Genomic DNA, 20,750 nt, shown 5'->3' on the forward strand with positions numbered 1-20,750 from the left:
CAATGCTGAAGGGTGTGTTGTTGGGGTTCGCCTGCTATGCGGCCTATTCGATCAGCGATGCGTTCGTGAAGCTGCTCGAAGGCACGCTGCCGGTCTATGAAGTGCTGTTTCTCGGCGCATTGCTGATGCTGCTGGCGGTGCCATTCCTGAAAAAACCGGACGACCAGCTGCGCGAGCTGGTGATGGCCAAGCAGCCCGCACTGTGGCTGCTGCGTGCGCTCACCGGTGCCATCGGCAATCTCACCTCGGTGATTGCCTTCACTACCTTGCCGATGGCCGAAGCGTTCGCGCTGATCTTCCTGATGCCGATCTTCGTCACCGTGTTGTCGGTGATCTTCCTCAAGGAAGAAGTGCACTGGCGGCGCTGGTCGGCCGTGATCGTCGGCTTCATCGGCGTGTTGATCGTGCTGCGTCCCGGCTTTCGGCATCTCACCCACGGGCATGTGGCGGCGATCGTGTGTGGCCTGGTCGGCGCCATCTCGGTGATCGCCTTGCGCATGGCCGGGCATAGCGAAAAGCGCCTGACCCTCTATGGCGCCGGCGTGATCGGCCCGTTGGTGATGGGTGGGATCATGATGCTGCCGACCTTCGTCTGGCCCACGCTGTACCAATGGGGCCTGTTGGCGGGTTACGGCCTGCTCGCTGGCTTGGCCGCCATCTGCATGATGTACGCCACGCGCATGGCGCCGGTCAGCGTGGTGGCGCCTACGCAATACAGCCAGATGCTATGGGCGATCGCTTTCGGCTACCTGCTGTTTCACGATCATCTGGACTGGCCGATGGCTGTGGGCATCGCGCTGATTCTGGGCGCTGGTTTGTTTACCCTGGTTCGCGAGGAGCAGGTGTCGCGCTGGTGGCGGCGGACCAAGATTGTTTGACGGCGGGCATTGGGGAGTCGGGATTGTGGAGCCGTAAAAGCGTGGTCGACACAACGCGTGCTTTGGTGCTTGCGAATCCCCAATCATCAATCCCTAATCCCGCCCCAATTAGCGCGGCTTACGCCAGCCCTCAACGATGCGCCGATACTCGCCGCTGGCCTTGCTCAGGTGCAGCCATTGGTCGACATAGGCTTTCCAGGCCTGGTCGTCGCGCGGGAGCAGGAAGGCTTTTTCGCTGTATTGCAGCGGGTGTTCGGGTGCAATGGCGCACAGGCCTGGCAGCCGTGCCTGTTGGTACAGCGCTTCGGAGGCGTCGGTGATCATGACGTCTGCGCGCTGCTCCAGCAGTTCCTCAAAGATGGTGGTGTTGTCGGCAAACAGCCGCACGTTTGCGCGTGGTAATTCGCACCGTGCGAAGGCTTCGTTGGTGCCGCCCGGTGGTTCAATGACACGCACCTGGGGCCGGTTGAGCTGTTCCATACTGCGGTAGCGCGCCTGGTCGGCGCAGCGCACCAGCGGAATCTTGCCGTCCACATCCAGTACCGCGCTGAAGCTGGCCTGGCGTTGCCGCTGCAAGGTCACCGAAATGCCGCCGACGGCGATGTCGCACCGCTCGGCAAGCAGGTCGGGCATCAGTTGCGGCCAGCTGGTGCGCACGAAGCGCACGCGTGCGCCCAGGCTGGTGGCCAGTGACTGCGCCAGATCGATGTCGCTGCCTTCGAACTGCCCGTCCTCACGCAGCAACGAATAAGGACGGTAGTCGCCAGTAGTGCACACGCGCAGCACGCCGGATTGCAGTACCACATCCAGGCGCGACGCCGGTGCGGCTGCGTGCGCCATGCCGCAGCTCAATACCAATGCAAGGCAGATGCGATAGCGCATGGCGTAGTCTCAGGGGGGAGCGTGCATCATAGCGGCGGCTGGAGCCGCCTGCGTTGCAAGAAGACGTGGGATGCAGGCCAGTTTCGGCTTGCCTGCCGGCTTGGAAGTGGCATCCATCACCGTGGACGTAGTTGCGCGGTAGTGTGTTGTGCACGCTGGATGCGTTGAGAGTCCGCGCCCGCGGTCGCCTATCTCGACTGCACTTTGTCAACAGCACTACGTCAACAGCACGACGTCAACAGCACGACGTCAACAGCACGACGTCAACAGCACGACGTCAACAGCACATCACGGTATCTGCCCGCAGGCTCACGTTGCTGTAGCGCGCTGCTACCTAGCGTCAATGCTCCTGTTGAATTCCACCGGAGTCACACATGCATCTCAACCCACGCACTGCGCGGCCCATGACCAGCATCAAGGAAGGCGTCCTGGCGCATGGCACGCCCGATCCCGATACCAACGAAGAAGACACGCCGCTGGAAGAACAGCCGCCACGGCGCGGTGGTCTGAATGATGAAGTGGGCGATCTGGAGCAGGAGGACGATGCTGCATTGCCCGGGCGGGCAGGTGGCGGGCTTGCTGGTGGTTGAGAGTTGAGTCTGCCACTGCTGGTAGTGAAACTTTGTTCGCTCCCTAAGCGGACCTCCCTGCAGAGTCTCGCGCCTTTGGTACGGGCGGCCCAATTCAGGCGCGCCCGTACCGCGAATGCCACGCTTTCTCGCCCATTGGGAAAGAGTCGAAAGCGGTGATCAAACCTGCCGTGCCGTCGCCATGGGGTAGCGGCCGGCGCTTGGAATCTGCATGCCCCACGCGGAAACATCGCTTCCTATGCGCCGTCCATGCCGCTCAACGACTGCTCGATATGTTTGCTGACTTCTCTGAAGATGCCTAGCAGAAGTTCGCGGAGCGATACGACACTCAAGCAACTCTCCGCCAGTCATGGAAACTGCACATTCCCAGGTGCGAAGTATGCCTTCTGACTGGAGTCCTCCGGTAGTGCGGGAAGTGTGTCGGCGATGACCTTGCCGCGGATATCGGTGATGCGGATGGACAGCGGTTGGTTGCCCAGTTGTTCGCCGATGAAGTGGTTGTAATCCGTCTTCTGCAGGCTCTTCCACGTGCGGCCCTGTTTTACCTCGAACTTGATTACCGGATAGGCATGATTGCGCACCTGGAGTGCGGCCCACCAGCGTGAACTGCCTTCCTTGATGCGGTATTGCACATTGCCGGTGATCGGCGCGCGCACCACCTTCCAACTGATCGGAATGTGCCCGTCCACCATGTTGCCGATCGCGGCGAAGGCATTGTGCGAAAGATCCAGGTTGCCGGATGCGGCTTTGGGGTAGAGGTCGGTGACGTAGACGGTGGTCTTGCCCTTGGGGCCGGTCACTTCGAGATAGGCGCCGGCCAGTGCAGCCTTGACCCCGCCGAAATTCAGCTGGGTTGGATTGAGTGCGGTGATGAATGCCGTGCTTGGAATCGGATCCAGCAACAGCGCGCCGCCGGAATAGCCAGAACCCGTATAGGTTGCAGTGCCGCTGAACGTGCCGTTCCAACGGTTAGCCTTGGTGGAAGCGGCCGTGCCTGATGTTTCTGCCGCTGACGCAGTGGTGGTTGCGGTGAGGCCCCACGCCTGCTGCAGCACTTGCAGTTTGTCGGCACGCGGTGTGCCATCGTGGGCGAGCAGGCCACCATTGTTGGCGTTGCCGATTTCCCAGCTGCCGAGAAACGCGCTGCGCATGCCGGTAGCGGCCAGATAGGTGCTCAATGCGTGCTGCCACGCCGGGTCGCGCGGGTCGCCATCGCCCAAGCCGCCGCCGATGCTGACCGGCAGCACCGCGTGATCGGCTGCGAATTGACCGAAGTCGCGTTGCCAGCCGGCAGGCAATGCGGCAGCAAAATCATTCGCTGCAAATACATCCGCCGCATCGCGATCCGGCCCAGCCAGCTTGGGCATCAATACCAGGCGCGCAGCGGGAATGCGCAGCGGCACGCAGGCAAGTGGCTGCAGATTGCTGCCGGCCGCCTTGCGCGCCGCATCGCTGCACACCGCATTGCTGCCCACGCCTTCCACGCCGATGACCCAGCCCGGCGCATGCTTCAATACCGCCGATGCTGCATGCGCGGCAACGCGATTCCAATCCGCCTCGGCCACGGTGCCTGCCCAGGTGGCATTGCGATAGCCGCTGCTACCCAGATCGATGCCGATGACGCCGGTTGTGTTTGCATAGCGGCGTGCAAGAGTGGCGAGGCCATCGATCCAGGCCTGTTGCTGCGGGCCCAACTGCGGCGCGCTGTCATCGCAACCGGCATCGGCGAAGGCCAACATCAGCTGCATGCCGCGTTGGGTGCTGGCACGCACGACGGCATCGAGCACCTGTAAGGAATTCAAGCCAAGCAGTGCTGGGTCGCCGGCGACATCGGTGGGGGCCACCGCAGCGGCCCGGAGTGTCGCTGCACAGACCGGTAGGCGCAGCGCGTTGATGTCGGCGGCCTGTAGTTGATCCAGTACCTGCTGCAGCGTCGTGCTGTGCAAGCCGGCGGCCACGTGCGTTGCGCGATCGAAGCCGGGCCAGGTGACGCCGCGGAGCTGCATTGCCTGGCCATGTGTGTCGACGATACGTCCCTGTGCATCGACCTGTACGGCCAGCGCGGTGACGGGTGTCAGCAGTGCCAGCATGAGCAGCAGACGAGAGAGTGAGTTCATGGGGGCTCCTGAGGGTTGGGACTGCGCAGGAAACCAGCAAACCTGCTGCGCGGTCCGTGCGCGCAGTCAAGGAAGCGGGCAGAAGCGTAGCCGTTGGCTGCTGCGTGCGACCGCACTGGAATGGGCATCGCTGTTTTTTAGCGGCGGCGTGCTTGATCGCTAAGGTGCAGGTTGCATCGATGGCCCAACCGCACGCGGTAGCTGTCGTGGGCAACGCGTCGCGCTGCGCTTTGCCGTGGTGGGCGATCACGCACACACGATCTTGCATCGCATCAACCGGTCACGTGCGGAAATGTCGATCAGCACGTCCTGCCGATAGCTGGATGACACGCAGGCCAGCGGTCGCCGTGCATGGGCGACGGGCACGCCGGCTGTATCCAGCGAGCGCGGCGTCGAAGCGCTTATCGCCTTCTCAAAAGCGGGAAGCAGCATGCCATGACCGACGCACCATGATGGGGCAACCAGCCAACATGCGCAGCCGCATCCGTGACTTCGCGGCCGTGACAGCGCAACCCCTGGTGTGCGTTGCCGCGATCTCGTATTTTTGACGACTTGTTCACTTTCCGGTGCCGTGCCCATGTCTGACCCGTCCGCGCCCGATCATCTGCAACGCAGCCTGTCCAATCGCCACTTGCAGTTGATCGCCATCGGCGGGGCGATCGGTACCGGCCTGTTCATGGGCTCTGGCAAGACCATCAGTCTGGCCGGGCCGTCGATCCTGTTCGTCTATCTCATCATCGGCGCGATGTTGTTTTTCGTGATGCGCGCGATGGGCGAGCTGCTGCTCTCCAATCTGGACTACAAGTCGTTCATCTACTTCTCCACCGACTTGCTCGGGCCCTGGGCCGGATTCTTCTGCGGATGGACGTACTGGTTTTGCTGGATCATCACCGCCATCGCCGATGTCATCGCCATTGCGGCCTATGCGCAGTTCTGGTTTCCAGGATTGGCGCCGTGGATTCCCGCGGTCTTGTGCGTGTTGTTGCTGCTGAGCCTGAATCTGGTCACGGTGAAGTTGTTTGGCGAGATGGAATTCTGGTTTGCGCTGATCAAGATCATCGCCATTGCCGCGTTGATCATTACCGGTGCCGGCCTGGTGGTGTGGGGTTTCCGTTCGCCGTCGGGCAACGTGGCCTCGCTGTCGAATCTGTGGAACGACGGCGGCATGTTCCCGATGGGCATCGGCGGGTTCTTTGCCGGCTTCCAGATTGCGGTGTTCGCTTTCGTCGGTATCGAGTTGGTCGGCACCACGGCTGCAGAAACCGCCGACCCGCGCCGCAATCTGCCCAAGGCGATCAACTCGATCCCGGTGCGCATTTTGATCTTCTACGTGCTCGCCCTGATCGCCATCATGGCGGTGACGCCGTGGCGGCAGGTCGTGGCTGACAAGAGCCCGTTCGTGGAGTTGTTCGTGCTGGCCGGCGTGCCCGCGGCAGCGAGCCTGATCAACTTCGTGGTGCTGACCTCGGCCACCTCGTCGGCCAATAGCGGCATCTTCTCCACCAGCCGCATGCTTTACGGCCTGGCCGAAGAACAGCATGCGCCGAAGGGCTTCGCCAAGCTGTCGCGTGCGGCGGTGCCGGCGCGCGGCCTGCTGTTTTCCTGCCTGTGCCTGCTGCTGGGCGCGATGTTGGTGTATCTGATTCCTAACCTGGTCACCGCGTTTACGCTGGTCACCACGTTGTCGGCGGTGCTTTTCATGTTCGTGTGGTCGTTGATTCTGTGCGCCTACATTGCCTACCGCCGCAAGCGCCCGGAACAACACGCAGCCTCGGCATTCAAGATGCCCGGCGGCGTGCTGATGTGCTACGTGTGCCTGGCGTTCTTCGCCTTCGTCATCGTGCTGCTGACCTTGCAGGACGACACGCGTCAGGCCTTGCTGGCCAGTCCGGTGTGGCTCTTGGTCCTGGCGGCCATTGGCTATGCAATCAAACGCCGCGAGAACCGGCAGCGCTGAGCGATCCGTACGTAACGCATCGCGTGTGCAGCGTGCGGATGTGACCGCACGCTGCGAGCCGTCATGGCGATGCGCGTGTACGGTGGATCATTTACCGTTTGGATCAGGATGCGCCGCTTCGCCTTCCTCTGCCGGCCTCGGCGGCGCTATGGCCGCGCCGGCGGGCAGACGCTGCAACGGGATCTGTTTCTTTGCTTTCCATTGCGGCTTTACCGGTAGACCGTAGTTCTGAAAGAGCTTGGCGACGTTTTCCAGATGCTGTGATGTTCGGTCGGCATATTCGCTGAACCGCCCCGAATCGTTATCGATACAGAGCTCGCCGTCCGGGTTGTAGTACAGGGTGCCGCTGATGCGCGCTTGGGGTATCAGGCGATTTTCCTGCCAGGGGGTCTTGTTCCACGGTTGGCCGCCCACGAGGGTGACATGGCCTTGCGCGTATGGCTGCTTCTTCTTTCGCGCCTCCTTGCTTGTCATCGGCTCGTCCAAGACTACGCCAGGATGCCCTTCGCCGATGACCAAGCTGCCATTACTAGCGATGTTCCATTTGTACTCCACTTTCTTGTCGCGCAGATCGTCCAGGCGCAGCCGCTGAGCGAGTGGCGTAACGGACGGAGCGCCGGTTTCAGCCTGTTCGTGGAACGTCGGGGTGCTCCTGATGCGATCGATGGCATCCTCGCCCAGCCCGAGATCTTTGGATAGTTTGCTTGGATCGAGACGAGGCGGCATCTCCAGTGCCGGAGCGGTCGAGACGAACAGGCGTGTTGGATTGATCTTGACGCGCGCATGGCCGCCAGCAGGCGCTTCTATTTCCTGAGCCTGGATCGGCGTCCGGTGGGTACCGTCTTTCAGATGCTTTCCGCGCGCGGGCTGGGTGCTGCCGAACAGCGCATCGAGATGGCTGCTGTCTGCGACGAACGCCCGCGATTGCTCCTTGGCTGATGCGCTTCGGCGCATGCGAGGCAGCCCGCGGAGCTGGGGGTGGGCGCCGATTTGGATGTCGTCGCAAACCGATGGGGCATGTCGCGGATCAACATGACCGATATGCTCGTGTAGTGCGCGAGACGCCGAGCCGGAGACTTTCATGTGCGTACTCCTTGGATGCGTGAGCGGAAAATGTAAGGCAGCCAGAACGTGCATACCGCTCACAGCAGAATCGATGTGCGATTTGGCGAACGCTTTCGCTGACTTGCACAAACCGCACGGCGATCGCATGCGTGGGCAGGCGCGGCCATCGCCTCCGTCGGCTCCATCGCCGACGGGCATGTGCCGGCGTTGACGCCATGGTGGACGCGGAGGATGCTTGGGCTCTTTCATCTCACAGCCGATGCATGATCACGATCCACCCGATTGCCGGAACCCAGCACTGTTGGGTCGACTTGTGCCAGCCGAGTCCGCAAGAGTTGGCGCAGGCCGCTGAAAAGGTGGAGTTTGCCTTGCCCGATCGTGCGGCGATTGGCGAGATTGAATTCAGCAGCCGGGTACGCCGCCAGGGCGATGTGCTGTTTCTCAATGTGCCGCGTTTTCAGGACGATGACGGCCCCACCGCGCCGCTGGGGTTTGCGCTGTCGCCGACCATGCTGGTGACCTTGCGCGAGCAGCGCATCGGCTCGTTGGAGGACTTGACCGCGCGGCTGGAACACGAGCCCTGCCATAGCTCGGACGATTTGCTGTTACGCATGTTCGATCAACTGGTCGGGCGGCTGGCAGACCGGCTTGAGGCACTCGAAGCAGCGGTGACCGAGACCACGCGGCAGGTGTTCGACAGCCCACACAAAACCAAGGATCTGGAGCGCATGTTGCACCAGGTCGGCGACATGGGCCGCCAGCTCGGCGGGCTGCATAGCGCCGGGCAGGGCATGCTGCGTCTGGTGACGTATCTGGATGGTACCGCGCCGGACTGGTTCGGCGCCGATGCGGCCAAACGCATCACCTCGCTGCACAAGGACCTGACCACCCTGAGCGAATTCCATCAACACATGGACGACCGCATCGAGTTCCTGCTCGACAGCGTGCTGGGCATGATCAACATCGACCAGAACAACGTGATGAAGGTGATGGCAGTGGCATCGGTGGTCGGCATCCCACCCACCGTGCTGGTCGGCATCTGGGGCATGAACTTCGCCTACATGCCCGAACTCAAGGGGCACGACAACTATTTCTGGGCGCTGGGGATCATCGCGCTAAGCGTGGTGGTGCCGCTGGCGTGGTTTCGCAAGCGTGGATGGGTGTGATGCATCAGAGCCGAAAAACCGTAGGAGCGCCGCTGGGCGCGATGCGGCGTTACCGGGAAGGCCCTCGCGCCCTAGGGGGGCTACGGCGTGTCGTCTCAGTGCAATCATCTGTTGCGTGCGGTTGCGTGACTAGGCAATGCCGAGCTGGTGCAGCTCGGTAGCCGTGCAGCTCGCGGCAGAATGCAGGAAGCCCGTAGGAGCGCCCCTGGGCGCGATGGCGTTACCGGGAAGCCCTCGCGCCAGGCGCTCCTACAGGGTGGGTGGAAGACTGCCCGACTGCGTAGCGTGCAACCAGGCGATGCGCATTGTTGACTGCTGCCTGGCGGCTTGGATCAGCCCTTTGCCTGGAAGCTGGCTTCTTCGTAGGGCTGGACCACCACCCAGCCTTCGCCGGCAAAGCGCATCTGCAGGCTTTCGCCGGAGCCGCGGCCGAACAGCGTGCCGATCGACACATCAGTGACCAGTTCAGGGGTCAGCGTGCCCGACCAGGCGACGGTGGCGTTGGGGTCGGCGAACACCGGGCCGCTGGCGGCGGTGACTGGCAGGGTCAACGGCTCGTAGTGCGAGGTGATCGCCACGATGCCGTGGCCGCTCAGGCGCACATTGAACAACCCGCCCGAGAGCATGCCGGCCACTTTGCGCATCATGGTGATCTTGTGTTCAACGCCGGATTCGAACGCCAGCACATCGTTGCCGTTGACGAAGATGGCCTCGCCATTCAAGCGCAGCAGCGTCACCAGTTTGCCCAGGTCGGCCAGATACACGCGGCCCTGGCCTTCGGCCTTCATCAGCTGCATGCCTTCGCCACTGACGGCTTTTTTCAGCAGATTGCCCAGGCCTTGTTCCAACAGTCCTTCGCGGGTGAACTTGACGCTGCCGGTGCGCGCCACCATGGCGCCGGCCTTGGACCACACCATGCCGTTGAGGCGCACTTCCAGCAGATGCGGATTTTCCAATTCGAACGGATCGGGGCTGACGTCCTTTTCCTTGGAATGGGCGAGAAATTCGTTGAGCGTGCGTACGGCCATGGATCCGTCCTGGAGTGAAAGAGTGCGCATGATACGCGGCCGCCTAAGAGCAGCTAACAAAACGACTGCGCAGCCGCCAGGCGGGCGCGGCCGGTGCTCGGAATCGGCATGTACCACTTGTATACTCCGGTTCCTGTGCGCCGCCCGCACCCACCTGACGACTGCTCGCTACGTTTTGTTAGCCGCTCTAAATCGCAGTCGCGCCGGTACGCGGGCAGCACGCGCGCCGCACCACAGCCCGCTTCCCCGCGCAGCCGTGTAAGCCGCTGACAGCGCGAATCCCCTCGACAGGTACACGCAACCGGTATGGCACGACGACATGCACGATGGATCGGCCTGCTGCTCGCAATTACTGCGGTCACAGCATTGACGTTCTGGTGGTACGCGCGCACGCCTTCGCCTGCTCCCGCACCACGGCCAGATGCGCCAGTTGCAACGCCGTTAGGATGGAAAGCGCAACTGCAGTGGGTCGCCAGCAATGGCGTGCGTGGCGTAGCAGATGGCCGCGCGGCCGACGCGCAGTTTGACGATCCGTATGGGTTAGCGACCGATGCGCACGGCACGCTGTACATCGCCGATGGCGGCGACGATAACCGCATCCACGGCCTGGGTGCTGATGGCCATGTGCACACGCTGGCCGGTGGCCGCGAAGGCTTTGCCGATGGCATCGGCGTGGCGGCAGCGTTCAATACACCTTCGGGAATCATGCTCGATACGGCCGGCAATCTGTACATCGCCGATACCGGTAACCATGCCATCCGCAAGCTGACGCCGCAGGGCAAAGTGACCACGCTTGCCGGCGATGGTGTGGCGGGCGATCGCAACGGCGCAGCGGCACAGGTGCGCTTCAATGGGCCGGTTGGCGTGGCGGTGGATGCGCAGGGGCGCGTGTATGTCGCCGACACCTACAACGATCGTATTGGCGTGATCGAAACCGATGGGCAGGTACGCACGCTGGCCGGTGGCGGGTTGCCGGGCATGGCCGATGGCATCGGCACGCAAGCGTGGTTCGATGCGCCCTCAGCCGCTCTAAACGCGCGCAGTACTGTCGTGAAGCTGTCTTGCGCATCGGCGACTTTTACCGTCAGACAGCTAAACGCCAATACTCCGACCCTGCCGCCGTCACCCACTGCGCAGCAGCGGCACAGTCCTCAGCGCGCGGCAGCTTCGGGCTTGCGCATGCGCTTGGCGGGTGCTGTCTTGGTGTCCTTGCCCGGATACAGATTCAACAGCATCAAGGTGACGCCGTTGGTCCAGCCGAAGCCGTCCTGCAAGGCGTATTCGCCGCCGCCGCCGCCGGCTGCATCGGTTTGCAGGCCGTATTTTTCGACCAGCTTGTGTTCGCGTGCGAATAGCGCCTGCACCTGGGCGAGGAAGCGTTCGCCGATGGTGCGTGCCAGCGCTTCCTCGCCGTAGCGACGCAGGCCGTCCACGGCCACCCATTGCAGCGGCGCCCAGCCATTGGGTTCGTCCCATTGCTGGCCGGTCTTGACTGCGGTGGTGGCCAGGCCGCCCGGGCGCAGCAGCGTTTTGCGCACGGTGCTGGCGGTGCGCTTGGCGTGATCGTCCGAGGCCAGGCCGGCGAACAGCGGATACAGCGCTGCGGCGGTGACCTGGTTGCTCAGCGTGCGCGTCTGCCAGTCGTAGTCGGCGTAATAGCCGGCCTTGTTCCACAAATGCGCATCGATGGCCTGCTTGCGCTGCTGTGCGAGTGCGGCGTAATCGCGCGTGCACTCCGCGCCCGGTTGCGCGCAGGCCTGAGCCAGGGTGCGTTCCAGGTGGTAGAGCAGGCTATTGAGGTCGATCGGGATGATGGCGGTGGTGCGGATGGTGCGCAGGTTCTGGCCGTCGGCCAGCCAGCGGCTGGTGTAGTCCCAACCGCTCTCGGCGCCGGCACGCAGGTCGCGGTAGACCTCGGCAGCCGGGCGGTCTTTCACCTCGGCGGCGGTGCGGGTGTCGTGCAACCAGGCTTCCGGGCGCGGGGTGTCGCGCTCGTCCCAATAGCGGTTGAGCACGCTGCCATCAGCCAGGCGCACCACGTGGCGCGCGGCCTGGCCAGGCTGCAAGTCGTCGCTGCCCTGCATCCAGTAGGCGTATTCCTTTTGCAGCTGCGGCAGATAGCGCTGATACACCGCCTCGCCTTCCACGCCGGCCTGTAGCTCCACCATGTAGGAGAAGAACGGCGGCTGCGAGCGGCTGAGGTAGTAGGTGCGGTTGCCGTTGGGAATATGTCCGTAGGTGTCGATCAAGTAGGCGAAGTTGTCCAGCATCTGGCGGCTGAGCGTGGTCTCGCCGCTCTTCACCAAGCCCAGCATGGTGAAGTAGGAATCCCAGTAATACACCTCGCGGAAGCGCCCGCCCGGCACCACGTACGGGTGTGGCAGCGCCAGCAGGCTGCTGTGCGGTGGCACGTGGTTCTGGCTGCGCACCAGCTTGGGCCACAGCAGATCGATGTGCTCGCGCAGCGCGGTGTCCTGACGGATCGCGTCGGTCTGCACCGGCGGCGATTCTTCGAAATTGGCGTCCACAAACTTGCGCAGGTCGAAACCAGGGTGATCGTGCTGGGCCAGATAGTCGGCATTGATCAGTGCCGGGTCGCGCAATGGCAGAAAGTCGACAAAATGCTTCTGGTCGTCGAACAGCTCACCGCTCTGCACAGCCTGGAACAGTTCTGGGTAGGCCATGTCCGGCGTCGGCGGCGTGGGCGCCGGCGCATTGACGACCGGAGTGTCCAGCGGCGCGGCCGTCAGCGTGCCCGGCGCAACAAACATGCTCAGCGACAGGCCAAGCAGCGACGTGCAGCATGGGGGCGCGGCAGAACTCATGACATCTCCAGAACGGGCAGTGGCGTAGGGCATGGTAAACGACCGAAGTGGCGGGCGGGACCGAGTGAAGTGCCGGCACGCCGACAGGCTTCGCACGGGGACGACTGGGTTCAGCAAGCTGATCCGGCGTGATGCCGGAACGCATGTTGATTCAGGCGTATCGGCGCGGATGCAGGCAGCTTGAATGGCGGCGCGCCCGCGTCCGTGCGACTTAGCCGCTGCAAGATGCGCGCTATAGCGCTGCGTCGGAATGCCGCCGCCTGCTCGCGCTAGCGCTTGCGATCGGTGCCCAGCAAGCGCTGCAATTCCAGCGCATTGGAGGTCGCGCACCCGGCCGCGGTGTTGTCGAAGATCACCCAGCGTTCGGTCAGCGGCTGCGCGGTGTCGGGTGGGCCGGCGCGCACCGCAGCGGCCAATGCCTGCAACGCGGTGTCGTCGTAGCTGCTGTAGTAGATGCGCGGCGCGCCATGCCAGCGCCAATACAATGGCGCGTCAGCCGGGCTCGGGATCGCTGCCGCGGGCACCGGGGCAGGGTCGGCGGCGCAGCGTGCAATGCGGTGGCGTGCGAGCAACGCCTGCGCGGGTGCAGTAAACCAGCTCGCGTGGCGCGGCTCGCAGACCACGCCGCCGTCCCAGCGCCGGCGCAGCATCGCAAAGAATCTGGCCGCCACCGCTGCATCGAACGCCGCGCCAGGCGGCAGTTGCAGCAGCAGGCAGCCCAGCCGTGTCCCCAGCGCACCGGCCTGCGCCAGGAAGGCGTCCAGCAGCGGCCCGGTGCCGTGCAGGCGCGCGTCGTGGCTGATACTGCGCGGCAGCTTGACCGAAAAACGAAAATCCTCCTGCACGCTGTCGGCCCAGCGCGCGTAGGTACTGGCGCGGTGCGGGCGATAAAACGAGGAGTTGATTTCCACTGCATCGAAGCGCGTGGCGTAGCGCTGCAACACGCTGGCGCCTTCGCCGAACTGCGCGCGGTCGGCGGCGGGAATCGACCAGCCTGCGCAACCGCAACGCACGCGTACAACTGCAGTGGGTGGGCGAGCTGGCATGGCAGGCGAGGTGAGGGCGGCAGCACTCTATGCAGGTGCGCGCGTCAGGATGTTGTGTGCATCGCGATCACGGTCGAATCACGAGCCGCTTCGATACTGGGCGCATGCCAGAAGGTCCCTCACTTGTCATCCTGCGCGAAGACACCGAAGCGTTTGTCGGCCGCAAAATCCTGCGCGTGTCCGGCAACAGCAAGCAGGACATCGCACGTCTGGATCAGCAGAAAGTGCTGGCGCTGCGCAGCTGGGGCAAACACTTCTTAATCGAATGCGCAAACTTCAGCGTGCGCATCCACTTTCTGTTGTTCGGCAGCTATCGCATTAACGAAGACAAACCCAACGCGGTGCCGCGCTTGTGCCTGGAATTTTCCAAAGGCCAGCGGTTGAATTTCTATGCGTGCTCGGTGCAGTTCATCGAGTGCCCGCTCGACGAGGTGTACGACTGGACGGCGGACGTGATGAATCCGCTGTGGGATGCTGCGCAGGCACGTCGCAAGCTACGCGCTATGCCCGGCATGCTGGCCGCCGATGCATTGCTCGACCAGACCATCTTTGCCGGCGTGGGTAACATCATCAAGAACGAGGTGCTGCACCGCATCCGTGTGCATCCGGAGAGCACGGTGGGCGCGTTGCCGGCGCGCAAACTGGGCGAACTGGTCACCCAGGCACGTGACTACAGTTTCGATTTCTACACCTGGAAAAAAGCCTTCGTGCTGAAGAAGCATTACCAGGTGCACACCAAGACCAGCTGCCCGCGCGATGGCGCACCGTTGCAGTACCGCAAGCACTTGGGCAAGGCCGGGCGCCGCGCATTTTTCTGCGAGGTGTGCCAGCGCCTGTACCACGCCAAAGAGGCGTGATGTATGCGTAGGCGCCTTGGAAAACGGGGCGGGCGGTTGGGTTGGTGACTGCTTGCTGATCGGTTTGTGGTCGGTCGGCGTCAGCCCGCACGGGCGCAGGTATGGGTTCGCTTGCGGTGGGCCTGCGCATCAGAGCCAACGATCTGTTTCCCTGGTTTCTTGACGGCGTTATGCCGGATGCAGTCAGTGTTTGCGGCATCTCCTGCGCGCGCCGGATGCGCCAATCCACTCGCGCCTGCCTGCGGCTCAATGTGAATGGCGGCTGGCCCTTTCCGGCCAAACAACGAATTTCAAACGCGCGCCCGCGCCGCGCCCGCTAGATTTGCGCCTCGCACACCGGGGTTCACCGGGTGGCACCCGCACTCTCATCTCACCGGTCTCCCGCATTGTGACTACCAGCAGGAAGGAAGCGCTTGTCCCGCATGTCGCCGCTGTCGCATGCACGGGCGCCATCCTGTTCTTTCTTGCCTGCCTGTTGCTGTACATGCCGCCGCCGCGCGAAACCCCGCAACACGACGACACGTTGCAGGTGTATTTCGTGCCGCGGCCGCAAGAAACGCCTCCGGCTCCGCCGGAACCGCCGCAGGAACCAGCGCGTAAACCGCGCGCTGCTTCCGCATCGGCTGCACACACGGCGCCGCCACCCACGCGCACGCCACCGCCGCCGCGGCAGGTGGCTGCCGCTAATGCGCCGGCCAACGACTCCATGGCGGCTCAGCTGTATACACGCGACGGGCGTCTGCGCATGGCGCAGGCCGACCCGATGGCGCAAACCGGCAGCGCGGTGCCGCCGGGCATGACCGACGAGCGCGCGCAGGCCAAGGCGCGCAACGTGATGGAACGGGGCACCCCGGTGCAGTACCAGGAAACCCGTTTCGCCAAGGACTGGAAGAGCGACGGCACGCTGGGCGATGTGGCGATGCAGGAAATGAATCGCGGCATGAAGAAGTTCAACGACATGCTCAATGGGCCGCAGACCCAGGTCGCCAAGGCGCGTCCGCCGCCGGGCGTGCGCTTCAATCCCGCACTGGCCGGCAACCAGGCTGAGATGGGTAGCGAGGCGACCGGCGATGCGTATAAATCGGCGCCGATCGCGCACGAAACCCTGCCCGACCTCAAGGGCGAAGCCAGCCGTCGCATTCGCGAGGCGTTGGCAGCGCTGGAACAACGCAGCGCGCGCTGCGATGCGTCCAAGCGCAAATCGCTGTTATCGCCTGTGCGCACACACCTGTCGGATCTGGAGCGTGCCGAGCACGCCTTGAACAACGGCGCCGACCCGGTGATGGCCGCGCAGATGCTGCCGCGTCAAGCCGACAGCGCCTACGACCTGGCCCGCCGCGCGCTGTGGTACGCCGATCGCCAGTTGAAGCAGTGCGCGCTGGGGTGAGGGGTGGGTGTGTGCGTTACTGTGTAGACGCAGCGCGCAAGGCCGCAGTGTCATCGCGAAGGTGAGCAATGCAGTGCCGCCGTATCCTCACCCCAACCGCCGTTCCACGCCCCGGCTGGCACTTGTGGCACTTGCGGCGCGTGCGCTCCAAGGCACGCACGCCGGTGGCGTGCAAGCGCTGCTTTTCGTCCCGCAGGAGAGGGGCTTCAATCGCTTCCGTTTTGCCTTTCAATTCACACCAAGCGACTAGGGCAAATCCATCGCGGTACAGCGCAGTGCTGACGCCTTGCTTTACGCCCCTCTCCTGGCGGGAGAGGGGCTGGGGTGAGGGGACGTCTGCGAAGCAGAGCAGTTCGCAGCCTCAGGCCAGGCTCTGCCGGTAACGATCCTTTTCGATACTCAGCGCAACTTCGGCGCGTAGAAACACCTGCCCGACCGGCTCGTCCGGACGAGTGGATTGCGCTTCGCCCAACAAGACCGTCAGGCCTAACGCATGTTGTTGCTGGGCGATCTCACGCAAGCCGTGCAGCGTGCGCTCGGCGTCGGGGCCTCGCAGCACGGCGATGAATTCCGCACTGTCGGTCACACGGTCGATGCTGTTGCCGGGCCCCTGCACCAACGCCGCGAAGGCCTGGTCGAGCTGCTGCAAATTGCGCCCGAGCAGACGCTCGCTCTGGCGTTCGGCGAGTGCGGCCAGTTCCTGCACTTCCAGAATCACCAGGTGGTAGCCGGTGTCGGCAACCGCCTGGCTGGCGACCGGGACTACCGGCTGCAGGATGGCATCGCGCTCCAGTTGCAGTTCGCGCTTGCGCTCGTCGAGCAGGCGCATGGCCACCCGCGCGAGTGCCTGCAGGCCAGTGCGTTGAATGTCGGTGAGGGTGCGTGGCTCGGTGTCGAGCACGCAGACCGTGCCTAATGCCACGCCGTCTGAGGTGACCAGCGGCATGCCGGCATAGAAGCGCGCGCCGGTGTCGCCAGTGACCACCGAGATATTGGCGAACCGGCTGTCCTGGCGCAGGTCGGGCACTTCCATCAGCTGCTCGGGGCTGCGGATTGCGTGGTCGCACAAGGCCTGGCTGCGGTCGGTCTGCTGCAGGCCCAAACCCAGCTGGGCCTTAAACCATTGGCGGTCGCGGTCCACCAGCGACATCAGCGCGATCGGTGTGCCGCACAGGGAAGCCGCGACCTGCACGACGTCCTGATAGGTGTCCTCCGGCAGGCTGTCGACGATGCGATAGCCGTCCAGGACTTGTTGGCGAGAGGCTTCGTCAGCCATGGGCATGTCCTTCATCGAATAAGCCAGGCGGGCGCGAACGAGGAAGCCACAAGGATACTGGCAGCGCCGGTAATGCGGCGTGGATGTTGCTACGCGGAGGGGGCGGGCTGGTAGGCCAGCGCGGCGTGACGAGTGCAACGGATAAATTGGTGTTGCGTGCCGATTGGGCAGGTCTTTGTCCTGACAAACACAGGCCGCCTAGTCAACGGGGGCTATGGACACAGCACGCCTTGCGCGTCTGCCATGGCGTTGCGGCAGGGATGACATCGCGTCGGCTGTGCAAGCCTGACGGCGGCTCGCCAGTGTCGGCGCTGCTTCAAACCACGCAGCACGCTGGAAGCCCGCTGCGCCCTTGCTGCTGTCGAACACGGTTGCGACCATCAATCGGCGGGGAGCGCGCCGTGCGGCTCAGTGTCTTGGCATTGCAGCAACTTGGAGATGTAACACCAAGCTGCACGACTACCTGGCGAATCGGTGACAAGTACCGCGCCTGGCACACCCACACGCCGCATCAACCTGGCCCCCGCCAGCACCGGCCACGCTGCGTGCAGTAGCGCAGCCGGTGCAACAGGTGCGATCAGCGCCTGACCGGCTTGCCGTCCACGTCCAGCACCTGCACCTCGCCCAGTTTGAGCGCACGCACCGGGGCTTCGATCTTCTTCAGGTCGCCGACGATCACCCAGGTCATCGCCTCGGGCTTGATGATCTGCTTGATGGCCTTTTGCGCAGCCGGCTGGTCGATCGCTTCCAGGCGCGGCTTGAGCGTCTGCACGTAGTCGTCGGGTCGGTCGAACTGCACGATGCCTTCGATCGCACCCAGCACCGCGTCGGTGGTTTCGAAGCTGCCGGGCAGGGCACGGATGCGCTGGTTCTTGATCTTCTCGATCTCATCCGTGGTCAGCGGCTTGTCGCCGATGATGGCGGTCGCCTCCTTGAAGATCTCGTTGGCCGATTCGCGGCGGTCTTGTCGGTCTGCACCGGTGCCGAGAACAGATACGGCCGCTGGCCCTGCGCATCCATCATGCGGGTGCCGGCGCCATAGGCCCAGCGCTTGTTCTCGCGCAGATTCATGTTCAAGCGCGAGGTGAAGGTGCCACCGAAGGCGCCGTTGGCCACACCAATCGCCAGGTTATCCGGCGCCTTGGTGGACGGGGCCAGCAAGCCGGCCAGAATCACCGACTGCGGTGCGTCTGGGCGGTTGATCAGGTACACGCGCGGCTTGGGCTGAGCGGCGACATTGGCCAGGTTCTTCTTCGGCAACGCGGTGGTCGGTGCCTTCCAGTCGCCGAAGACGGCGTCGAGCTGCGGAATGATCTGCGCCAGGGTGGTGTCGCCGGCCACCAGGATGCGCAGGTTGTCCGGACGCAGCCATTGGCTGTGGAAGTTCTTCAGATCCTGCGCGTTGAGGCTCTTGATTGCGGCCTCGGTGCCGCTGCCGGTGAGTGGGACGCCGTACGGGTGCTTGTCGCCGAACAGCAACGGCGGCAACGCGCGCAGCGCCAGGCTGTTGGGCTGGGTCTTTTCCTGGGCAATGCCGGACAGCCACTGGCCGCGGATGCGTTCGATGTCGGCGGCCTTGAATGCCGGGTTGCGCACGATGTCGGAGAACAACTGCAGCGACGGCTGCAGCTGGTCGTTGAGCGCATCCAGCGAAGCGCTGCAGCTGTCCAGATCGCAGCCGACTGCGGTAATCGCACCCAAGCGCTGGCGGCGCTGCGCCACCTCCACCGAATCCAGCGCGGTGGTGCTCTCGTTCATCAGTGCGGCGCTGAAGCTGGCGGTGCCGAGCTTGCCGCCCTGGTCGGCAGCGTAGCCGGCGTCGAACAGCAACTCCACCTGGGTGACCGGAATGGTGTGGCGTTCGGCCAGGATCACTTCGATGCCGTTGTTCAACTTGCCGCGCTGCAGTTTCGGGAAGCTCAGGCCCGGGAACTGATCGGTCTGCGGCACGCCCTTGCTGCGATCCAGCGTGGAGGCGGTGACCTTGAACGTGCCTGCAGCCGGCAGCTTCGGCGCCGGCTTGCCGGCTTCTTCGCCACGCGCGACCACCGCCTTGTCTTCGGCGGCCGGATCGAAGTCCTTGCCGGCCGGCAGCACGGTCAACAGGTAATCGCCCTTGCCGAACCACGTGGCCGACGCCTGTTTGACGCTGTCCACGGTCGCGGCCTGGACGCGCTGCAGATCTTTCTTATAGGCACCAGGGTCGCCGCGATAGACCTGGCCCTCGGCCAGGATTACTGCTTTGCCGCTGAAGCCGCCGACCTTTTCCAGCCCGCGCACGAAGCCGGCACGGTAGGCCACCTGTGCGCGCTGCAGTTCGTCGGCGGTCGGGCCCTGGGCGGTGAACTTCTTGAGTTCTTCGTCGATGACCTTCTCGACCTTGGCCGGGTCCACCCCGTCCTTCACGTCGGCCATGATCTGCACCTGGCTGGACAGCGCAAACGGCTGCACCGAGGCGGAAACGTCGTCCACCAGGTTGTCCTGATAGACCAGGCGCTGATACAGCCGCGAGGTCTTGCCGCCGCCAAGCACGGTGGTGGCCAGATCCAGCTGGATCATGTCGTCGCTGCCCAGCTGCGGTGCGGCCCAGGTGCGGTAGATGCGCGGCTGCGAAACATGGTCGTGCTGCACGCCGCGCTTCTGCGCCGCCAGCGGGGTTACCCACGGCTGCTGGCGCGCCACCGGCTTGCCGGACGGAATATCGCCGAAGTACTGCAAGGCCTTGGCGCGCGCCTGTGCCACGGTGATGTCGCCGGCCAGCACCAGGGTGGTGTTGGCGGCGCCGTAGTTGTCGTTGAACCACTGTTTGACGTCGGCCAGCGAGGCCGCGTCCAGGTCTTCCATCGAGCCGATGGTGTTGTGCTGGTAGGGGTGGTTGGCCGGGAACAGGTTGGACAGGATGTTCTGGTCCACGCGGCCATATGGGCGGTTCTCGCCCTGGCGCTTTTCGTTCTGCACCACGCCGCGCTGGGTGTCGAGTTCCTGCTGGCCGATGGCGCCGAGCAGGTGGCCCATGCGGTCCGATTCCAGCCACAGCGCGGTATCCAGCGCGGTGGTCGGCACGGTTTCGAAATAGTTGGTGCGGTCGAACCAGGTGGTGCCGTTCATGTCGGTGGTGCCGACCTTTTCCAGCGGCGCAAAGAAGCTGCCCTTGTTGTTTTCCGAGCCGGAGAACATCAGGTGCTCGAACAGGTGCGCAAAGCCGGTCTTGCCGGCCGGCTCGTCGCCGGAGCCGATGTGGTACCAGATGCTGACCGCCACCACCGGCGCCTTGTGGTCTTCGTGCACCACCACGGTCAGACCGTTGGGCAGGGTGAAGCGGGTATAGGCGATGTCGGGAATGGCGCTGCTGGCCGTGCTCTTGGACAGGCTGGCCGGGGCGGCGGCAACGGCGGGGGCAACGGAACCGGCGGCGACGCCGAGCACACCGGCGATCAACAAGGACAGCGGACGCAGCATGTGACACTCCAGAACAGGACAATCGGCCGAGGGTAGTGGCTGCTTGGCAGCGCCGCAAATGCTGATGGACAGGGGGGGGGCTGCGGATGCAACGGTCAAGCCGGCAGCAATGCCGGCCGGCTTCGTCAGCTTCTAGATTTAGCTTGGCTGAGCGAGCTCGACCTGCCGCCGCTCAAGTTGCTCGTCGCCTCGCCGTTACTTGGGGCGACCTATCCTG

General features: G+C 64.0%; 15 protein-coding genes, 2 other RNA genes and 2 pseudogenes. 10 read left to right on the forward strand and 9 right to left on the reverse strand.

What is annotated here, in order from left to right:
- Nucleotides 1-2: 2 nt before the first annotated feature.
- Nucleotides 3-878 (forward strand): DMT family transporter, encoded by an 876-nt coding sequence (locus KWO_RS03095; RefSeq protein ID WP_010368347.1) that lies wholly within the window; start codon nt 3-5, stop codon nt 876-878.
- A gap of 108 nt (nt 879-986) precedes the next feature.
- Here KWO_RS03095 and KWO_RS03100 read toward each other — a convergent pair whose 3' ends face one another.
- Entirely contained in the window at nt 987-1,760 is a 774-nt protein-coding gene (locus KWO_RS03100) for a transporter substrate-binding domain-containing protein (RefSeq protein WP_010376106.1), read from the reverse strand.
- Between the two features lie 374 nt (nt 1,761-2,134).
- Here KWO_RS03100 and KWO_RS03105 point away from each other — a divergent pair, with 374 nt between their 5' ends.
- Complete coding sequence (locus KWO_RS03105) at nt 2,135-2,350, forward strand: hypothetical protein (protein WP_010376103.1); 216 nt, start codon at nt 2,135-2,137, stop codon at nt 2,348-2,350.
- A gap of 211 nt (nt 2,351-2,561) precedes the next feature.
- Nucleotides 2,562-2,635: non-coding RNA, sX9 sRNA (locus tag KWO_RS03110), on the forward strand.
- Between the two features lie 62 nt (nt 2,636-2,697).
- On the opposite strand, the gene KWO_RS03115 is transcribed toward KWO_RS03110, so the two are convergent.
- Both KWO_RS03115 and KWO_RS22415 read right to left on the reverse strand, forming a co-directional pair.
- Nucleotides 2,698-4,467 (reverse strand): expansin EXLX1 family cellulose-binding protein, encoded by a 1,770-nt coding sequence (locus KWO_RS03115; protein WP_010376099.1) that lies wholly within the window; start codon nt 4,465-4,467, stop codon nt 2,698-2,700.
- A 246-nt stretch (nt 4,468-4,713) separates the two neighbouring features.
- Nucleotides 4,714-4,899, reverse strand: a complete 186-nt coding sequence (locus KWO_RS22415; protein ID WP_140416057.1) for a hypothetical protein — start codon at nt 4,897-4,899, stop codon at nt 4,714-4,716.
- A gap of 145 nt (nt 4,900-5,044) precedes the next feature.
- On the opposite strand from KWO_RS22415, the gene cycA reads away from it, so the two are divergent.
- On the forward strand, nt 5,045-6,424 hold the full coding sequence (cycA, locus tag KWO_RS03125) for a D-serine/D-alanine/glycine transporter (protein ID WP_010376097.1): 1,380 nt from the start codon (nt 5,045-5,047) through the stop codon (nt 6,422-6,424).
- Between the two features lie 87 nt (nt 6,425-6,511).
- On the opposite strand, the gene xopV is transcribed toward cycA, so the two are convergent.
- A complete protein-coding gene (gene xopV, locus KWO_RS03130) occupies nt 6,512-7,507 on the reverse strand; it encodes a XopV/AopV family type III secretion system effector (RefSeq protein WP_026112391.1) in 996 nt (331 codons plus the stop codon).
- A 245-nt stretch (nt 7,508-7,752) separates the two neighbouring features.
- On the opposite strand from xopV, the gene KWO_RS03135 reads away from it, so the two are divergent.
- Entirely contained in the window at nt 7,753-8,655 is a 903-nt protein-coding gene (locus KWO_RS03135) for a CorA family divalent cation transporter (protein WP_010376093.1), read from the forward strand.
- A gap of 332 nt (nt 8,656-8,987) precedes the next feature.
- Here the strand turns inward: KWO_RS03135 and KWO_RS03140 are convergent, their stop codons facing one another.
- Nucleotides 8,988-9,683: an AIM24 family protein gene (locus KWO_RS03140; protein ID WP_010368339.1), complete on the reverse strand. Its 696-nt coding sequence runs from the start codon at nt 9,681-9,683 to the stop codon at nt 8,988-8,990.
- 108 nt (nt 9,684-9,791) lie between these two features.
- Here KWO_RS03140 and KWO_RS03145 point away from each other — a divergent pair.
- A non-coding RNA gene (locus KWO_RS03145) (sX9 sRNA) lies at nt 9,792-9,867 on the forward strand.
- Between the two features lie 521 nt (nt 9,868-10,388).
- A pseudogene (locus tag KWO_RS22855) lies at nt 10,389-10,574 on the forward strand (hypothetical protein); the annotation flags it as partial.
- A 260-nt stretch (nt 10,575-10,834) separates the two neighbouring features.
- On the opposite strand, the gene treA reads toward KWO_RS22855, so the two are convergent.
- Both treA and KWO_RS03160 read right to left on the reverse strand, forming a co-directional pair.
- Entirely contained in the window at nt 10,835-12,508 is a 1,674-nt protein-coding gene (treA, locus tag KWO_RS03155) for an alpha,alpha-trehalase TreA (protein ID WP_010376087.1), read from the reverse strand.
- Between the two features lie 269 nt (nt 12,509-12,777).
- On the reverse strand, nt 12,778-13,554 hold the full coding sequence (locus KWO_RS03160; protein ID WP_017112923.1) for a DUF72 domain-containing protein: 777 nt from the start codon (nt 13,552-13,554) through the stop codon (nt 12,778-12,780).
- Between the two features lie 104 nt (nt 13,555-13,658).
- Here KWO_RS03160 and KWO_RS03165 point away from each other — a divergent pair, with 104 nt between their 5' ends.
- The 3 genes from KWO_RS03165 to KWO_RS03175 all read left to right on the forward strand — a co-directional run bounded on the left by KWO_RS03165 (nt 13,659) and on the right by KWO_RS03175 (nt 15,798).
- The gene (locus KWO_RS03165) at nt 13,659-14,411 is read left to right on the forward strand and encodes a DNA-formamidopyrimidine glycosylase family protein (RefSeq protein WP_010376085.1); all 753 of its coding nucleotides are present in this window, start codon (nt 13,659-13,661) and stop codon (nt 14,409-14,411) included.
- Between the two features lie 101 nt (nt 14,412-14,512).
- Nucleotides 14,513-14,731 carry a hypothetical protein gene (locus tag KWO_RS03170; RefSeq protein WP_010368332.1) on the forward strand — a complete coding sequence of 73 codons (219 nt, stop codon included), beginning with the start codon at nt 14,513-14,515 and terminating at the stop codon, nt 14,729-14,731.
- A gap of 155 nt (nt 14,732-14,886) precedes the next feature.
- Nucleotides 14,887-15,798, forward strand: coding sequence for a hypothetical protein (locus KWO_RS03175; protein WP_026113142.1), 912 nt, complete (start codon nt 14,887-14,889; stop codon nt 15,796-15,798).
- Between the two features lie 361 nt (nt 15,799-16,159).
- Here the strand turns inward: KWO_RS03175 and KWO_RS03185 are convergent, their stop codons facing one another.
- Both KWO_RS03185 and KWO_RS03190 read right to left on the reverse strand, forming a co-directional pair.
- Nucleotides 16,160-17,089 carry a GAF domain-containing protein gene (locus KWO_RS03185; protein WP_017112922.1) on the reverse strand — a complete coding sequence of 310 codons (930 nt, stop codon included), beginning with the start codon at nt 17,087-17,089 and terminating at the stop codon, nt 16,160-16,162.
- 562 nt (nt 17,090-17,651) lie between these two features.
- Nucleotides 17,652-20,533 (reverse strand): annotated as a pseudogene (locus KWO_RS03190) (M16 family metallopeptidase).
- Nucleotides 20,534-20,750 lie beyond the last annotated feature (217 nt).

The sequence above is a fragment of the Xanthomonas vasicola pv. musacearum NCPPB 4379 genome (assembly GCF_000277895.2).
Taxonomy (GTDB): domain Bacteria; phylum Pseudomonadota; class Gammaproteobacteria; order Xanthomonadales; family Xanthomonadaceae; genus Xanthomonas; species Xanthomonas vasicola.